Genomic DNA, 5,634 nt, shown 5'->3' on the forward strand with positions numbered 1-5,634 from the left:
GGCAGCCGCCTCTTTGCGGGTGATGCTTAAGTCCTGACTGAGTCCGAAGGAGCTGATCCCATATACGATACCAAAGTTGACCGCCTTGGCGTTTCTTCGCTGCAGTGGTGTCACTTCGTCAAACGGAACGTGGAATACCTGAGATGCTGTCAGGCGGTGGATATCCTGTGCCTCTCTGTATGCCTGGATCAGCTTCTCGTCCCCGGACATATGCGCGAGTACTCGAAGTTCGATCTGCGAGTAGTCTGCATCCAGAAATACAAAACCATCTTCCGGCACAAAAACTTTGCGGATCAGCCGTCCGAGTTCCATTCTGACCGGAATGTTTTGAAGGTTCGGTTCCGTACTGCTGATACGTCCCGTCGCTGTGATCGTCTGGTTAAAGGTGGAATGGATCCTTCCATCCGGTTCGATCACGGCACTCAGTCCGTCTGCATAAGTGGATTTGAGTTTCGCAAGCTGGCGGTATTCCAGGATATTTTTGATGATTTCATGTTCCGGTGCAAGTTTCTCAAGGATATCTGCGGCTGTAGAATAACCTGTTTTTGTCTTCTTGCCGCCCGGAATCCCCATTTTTTCGAACAGGATCACACCGAGCTGTTTCGGAGAGTTGATGTTGAATTCTTCTCCTGCCTGCTCCCAGATCATTTTTTCCAGTTCCTGGATGCGGACGCTTAATTTTTCTCCGTAGCTCTTTAATTCTTCGCCCTTGACACGGATCCCCCACTCTTCCATGGAATTCAGGGTAAATACCAGCGGAAGCTCGATCTCTGTGTAGACTTTCCACATTTCCGTCTCGTGGAGGGCTTTTTCGATCGGTCCTCTGGACGCCAAAGCTGTATATGCCACATAGCAGGCGTAGGTCCCCAGTCCTTCGGAGGATTTTTCCCAGGCTTTTTGGATGCTGTCCTTGCCAAGAAGGTCCTCACGGGTCGGAAGGAGTTTCCCATCGAGATATTCCTTTGCCACGTCGTCGAAAGTGTAGGAAGATTTCAGCGGATTCAGAAGATATACACCGATTCCTGTATCAAACACATGGGAAGTTTCTGTAAGTTTCACATGTTTCAGAACGCTCTTGACATCCATGCAGCAGAGAACCGTCGTGTCGGCGAGTTCTTTTAATTTACCGCAGAGATAGTCGCCTGTCATAAGCCCCTGCGCCGGAATATGATAAACTTCCTCTTCCTCCAGTGCGATCCCGACTCCGTAAACGTCTTCCCTGTCACAGAGAAGTTCTACGCCGACATAAGGCTTCGCTGCTGCCTTCTGGAAAAGTGCCTCTGCCCCAGAAAGGTCTTCGCAGGTAAAAAAGTCATCTGTCATCGTCTGCTGTGACACACTTGCCGCATCAAAACGGCTCAAAAGGTTCTTGAATTCCAGACGTTTGCAAAGTTCGTAAGCTTCTGGCGTATAAAGATCCTGAAGCCTTGCCTCCTCGTATGCAAATTCCAGCGGGCTGTCCGTGTTGATCGTTGCCAGAGTCTTGCTTAAGACTGCCAGATCGTAGTGCTCCCTGAGAGATTCCTTCGCCTTGTTTGGCTTCACTTCCTCGAGATGCTCGTGTGCATTCTCAATGGAGCCATACTGTACGATCAGTTTGGTCGCTGTTTTCTCTCCGACACCCGGGATCCCCGGGATATTGTCGGCGGAGTCTCCCATCAGGGCCTTGAGCTCAATGATCTGCGGCGGTGTTACCTGATATTTCTCCAGAACCTGCTCTGCATGGAAATTCTCGATCGTTGTCTTGCCCCGGGATGTCTTTGGCAGACGGATCATAATCTTGTCTGTCGCAAGCTGGAGAAGGTCACGGTCTCCGGAAAGGATTGTGACATCCATCCCCTGTTTCTCACTTCGGAACGCCAGTGTGCCAAGAAGGTCATCTGCCTCATATCCTGCCATGGATACGGTCTTGACTCCCATGGACGTGAGTACTTCCCGGATCAGAGGTACCTGCTCACGCAGTTCTGACGGCATCGGCTTTCTCGTGCCTTTGTATGCCTCGTACATCTTATGGCGGAACGTCGGCTCATGAAGGTCAAACGCAACAGTCAGATAATCTGGTTTTTCCTCCTCAAGAATGCGGAAAAGGATATTCAAAAATCCATAAACCGCGCCTGTATGTTTCCCCTCTGAATTGGTCAGATCCGGAAGCCCATAAAAAGCGCGGTTCAGTATACTGTGTCCATCTATCAATAATATTTTTTCACTCAAGTTTCTGTCCTCCTGTTACATTTTGGCTCACACTCGATGCTCTTTATTTCCCTAATATAGCAAAGATCACAAACACGCACAAGGCCACAGCGGCTGCCATGCAGATAAGCCCCAGCGTAAAACGAAGCCCCCTCTTCTGCCGGATAGAGCGTCTGGATCTCCGGATCTCCTGCTCCAGAAGTTTCTTAAAGTCAAGGACTGTCCCGTCCTCCTTCTCATCAAGCTGCTGCATTGCCTCATGTACGATAAAATAAGTCTCCAGTTCATCATAGCAGGAGGGACAGGTCTCTATATGATCCAGAAATTCCTCCAGTTCATTCACAGACAGACTGTGATCGATAAAACGTGTGACCATACTCTCTGCTGTTCTGCAATCCATTCCCGACACCGACTGCACCTCCCTTATTTCTGTCTGGCTGCCCATTCCGACCGGGCAGTATTCATTCTTCTTCGTAGTATAGCATAAAAAAAGACAGTTCTCAACGAATTTCGCCGGAACTGTCTTCTGTTCTTCTGCCGCACGCTCAAAATAGCGGTGTCTTTTATTCTTTTGTAAGGCTTACACCCGGGATCTCCGACGGAGCCTCAAGGATCTTCATGAATTCTTCGCCTGTGATCGTCTCATGTTCATAGAGATACTTCGCCAGCTCATGAAGCTTGCCGATATTATCCTGAAGGATCTTGAGTGCCTTCTCATGCTGGGTGCGGACAAGGTCTACAACCTTCTTGTCCAGAAGTGTCTGTGTCTCAAAAGAGCATGCAAGGCTGGAATCGCCGCCAAGATACTGGTTGCTGACTGTTTCCATCGCAACCATATCAAAATCATCACTCATACCATAGCGTGAGATCATCGCTCTTGCGATCTTGGTCGCCTGCTCGATATCGTTGGATGCTCCGGTTGTGATGGAGTGGAAGATCAGCTCCTCCGCCGCACGTCCACCGGTGAATGTAGCGATCTTGTTTTCCAGTTCTTCTTTGGTCATGAGGTAGTGTTCCTGCTCATCGACCTGCATGGTGTATCCAAGCGCACCGGAAGTACGCGGGATGATCGTGATCTTGTGAACCGGTGCGGACTCTGTCTGCTTCGCAGCGACCAGCGCATGCCCGATCTCATGGTAGGATACGATCAGTTTCTCCTTGTTGGAAAGCACACGGTTCTTCTTCTGATAACCGGCGATAACAACCTCGATACTCTCCTCGAAGTCTGCCTGTGTTGCGAACTTACGTCCGTCACGGACAGCACGGAGAGCTGCCTCATTGACGATATTGGCAAGTTCTGCACCGGAAGCACCTGCTGCTGCCTTGGCGATCTCGTCAAATCTGACGGTATCTGCGATCTTGATCTTCTTCGCATGGACTTTGAGGATCTCCTCACGTCCCTGGATATCTGGAAGTTCTACAGGGATCCTCCGGTCAAAACGTCCCGGACGGAGAAGTGCCGGGTCCAAGGAATCCGGGCGGTTTGTTGCGGCAAGGATCACAACACCCTTGGAGCCGTCAAAACCATCCATCTCTGTCAGAAGCTGGTTCAGTGTCTGCTCACGCTCATCGTTACCGCCTGTGAATCCGGCACCGTCACGCTTCTTACCAATGGTATCGATCTCATCGATGAAGACAATACAAGGAGCTTTCTCATTCGCCTGTTTAAAAAGGTCACGGACCTTGGCCGCACCCATACCAACAAACATCTCTACAAACTCAGAACCGGAGATAGAGAAAAATGGTACTTCTGCCTCACCTGCAACAGCCTTGGCAAGAAGGGTCTTACCTGTTCCTGGAGGGCCTACAAGGAGGGCACCTTTTGGCATGGAAGCTCCGATCTCTGTATATTTGTGCGGATTGTGGAGATAGTCAACGATCTCTGTCAGAAGCTCCTTCGCCTCGTCCTCTCCTGCCACATCAGAAAACTTGATCCCTGTGGATGATTTGACGTAGACTTTGGCATTGCTCTTTCCAAAGGACATCGTTCCTCCAGGACCGCCGCCCATGGATGCCATCATCTTCTTGCTGAGCCAGCGTCCGATAAAGATAAAGATCACGATCGGCACTACATAGCTCAAAAGAAGTGTCATAAAGATAGACGGACTCTCAGGAAGTACTTCGTCCATGGTCACATCTGCGTCCAGCAGACGGTTTACAAGATCCGGGTCGTCCATTTTGACGGTCTTGCAGAGAACGGCATCGTCTGAATCCTCGGAGCCGATCTCATAATAAATATAATTTTCTTCTACTGTGGCCTTGGTGACTTCACCCTTCTCCACGCTCTGTATGAAAGTAGAATAATCTGTCTTCTGCACGCTTCGTTCCTGCACTGCCGGAACTACGAGCATGTTCAGAAGAATGATAATGATACCGGCAATGATGTAATAGACATACATTGGTATCTTTTCTGGTTTCTTGTTACCAAATTTCATTTATCCTCTGTCCTCCATCTCTTCGAAATCATTCGGTATATTCAGCATTCCCGTATTCTTTCGAAATCATTTATGTCATGTACCATACCATTTTTTTCATGGTTATTCAATGTTCATTGTATGAATTTTTATAAACTTTTCATAAAGCGTTTTTCGACTGGAAGTTATTTAAGGGCAGAAAAAAGCTCCCTGAACCATTCAGAGAGCTTCTGTAAGTGCCGCTGGCCGGACTCGAACCGGATTCTTTGAAAATCCGCAAACACCAGTAAATACAAGAAATTCTCCGAAAGCCCTGTAAAATCAATACTTTTATTATGTTCCGCGTTACAAGATAATGTACAATAAAACATAGAAACTGCACACTGGTTCTCACGAAAGTTCACACGAAAATGATGATACAATATGCTCCCGGCAGAGGGTACCTGCCGGGATTTTTTTATACCCTGGTAATGTAACGAGCTGCCACAAATCCGTAGTACTTATTTACAATACGGACATAATACCAAGTACTGCCATCAGCAGCCTTGATTGTATCGCACACATCAATAAGATTATGCTGTGCAAGATACGGGTATTTTTTGATGGTTGGATTCTCTTTACCTGGCCAGGAACGGACGTTGAGCTCGGCGGTATTGACCATGCCCACCCATTTCGGAACTTTGCTAAGCTGCACTGCAGTCTCTGTGGATTTCTGGTCTTCTGTTGTACCGTAATCGATCCATACGTAGCCATCAATCGCAGAATCTGTGAGTTTATATTTCTTATTGCGGCACGCTCCGCCGTTTGCCACAACACCTGGTGCGCTGGATGTATTGCCTTCATTGGTGTAGACGTAGGTTGTGTCATACGAGTTTACGGATCCAATGTGTGAGCCATTCCGGAAGATGATCAGCGCACCTTTCTTTGGTGTGCTGTGCCAGGTTCCTTTCTGTTTGGCATGACGGGTGACACTCTGGCAGTTGTAGAAGCCGCCACCCATGATCTGCAGTGCCCTCGCCAGGCCAAATAT

The 5,634-nt window shown here is 48.6% G+C and carries 3 protein-coding genes and 1 pseudogene; all 4 read right to left on the reverse strand.

The window, feature by feature from the left end; translation table 11 throughout:
* Positions 1–2,211 (reverse strand): DNA polymerase I (polA, locus tag QZL69_RS12095; protein WP_291519591.1); only part of this gene is annotated, 2,211 nt, incomplete at its 3' end.
* Between the two features lie 43 nt (positions 2,212–2,254).
* Positions 2,255–2,590, reverse strand: coding sequence for an anti-sigma factor family protein (locus QZL69_RS12100; RefSeq protein WP_118252423.1), 336 nt, complete (start codon positions 2,588–2,590; stop codon positions 2,255–2,257).
* 163 nt (positions 2,591–2,753) lie between these two features.
* Entirely contained in the window at positions 2,754–4,625 is a 1,872-nt protein-coding gene (ftsH, locus tag QZL69_RS12105) for an ATP-dependent zinc metalloprotease FtsH (RefSeq protein ID WP_022215463.1), read from the reverse strand.
* Positions 4,626–5,061: 436 nt separating this feature from the next.
* Positions 5,062–5,634, reverse strand: a pseudogene (locus tag QZL69_RS12110) (hypothetical protein); the annotation flags it as partial.

The organism is Blautia sp. CAG:237 (assembly GCF_000436615.1).
Classification (GTDB): Bacteria; Bacillota; Clostridia; order Lachnospirales; family Lachnospiraceae; genus Blautia_A; species Blautia_A intestinihominis.

What these genes read in the sequence shown, in the direction of transcription:
- QZL69_RS12100 (WP_118252423.1), bottom strand. Translation starts at nt 2,590, where the DNA reads ATGGATTGCAGAACAGCAGAGAGTATGGTCACACGTTTTATCGATCAC.
- ftsH (WP_022215463.1), bottom strand. Translation starts at nt 4,625, where the DNA reads ATGAAATTTGGTAACAAGAAACCAGAAAAGATACCAATGTATGTCTAT.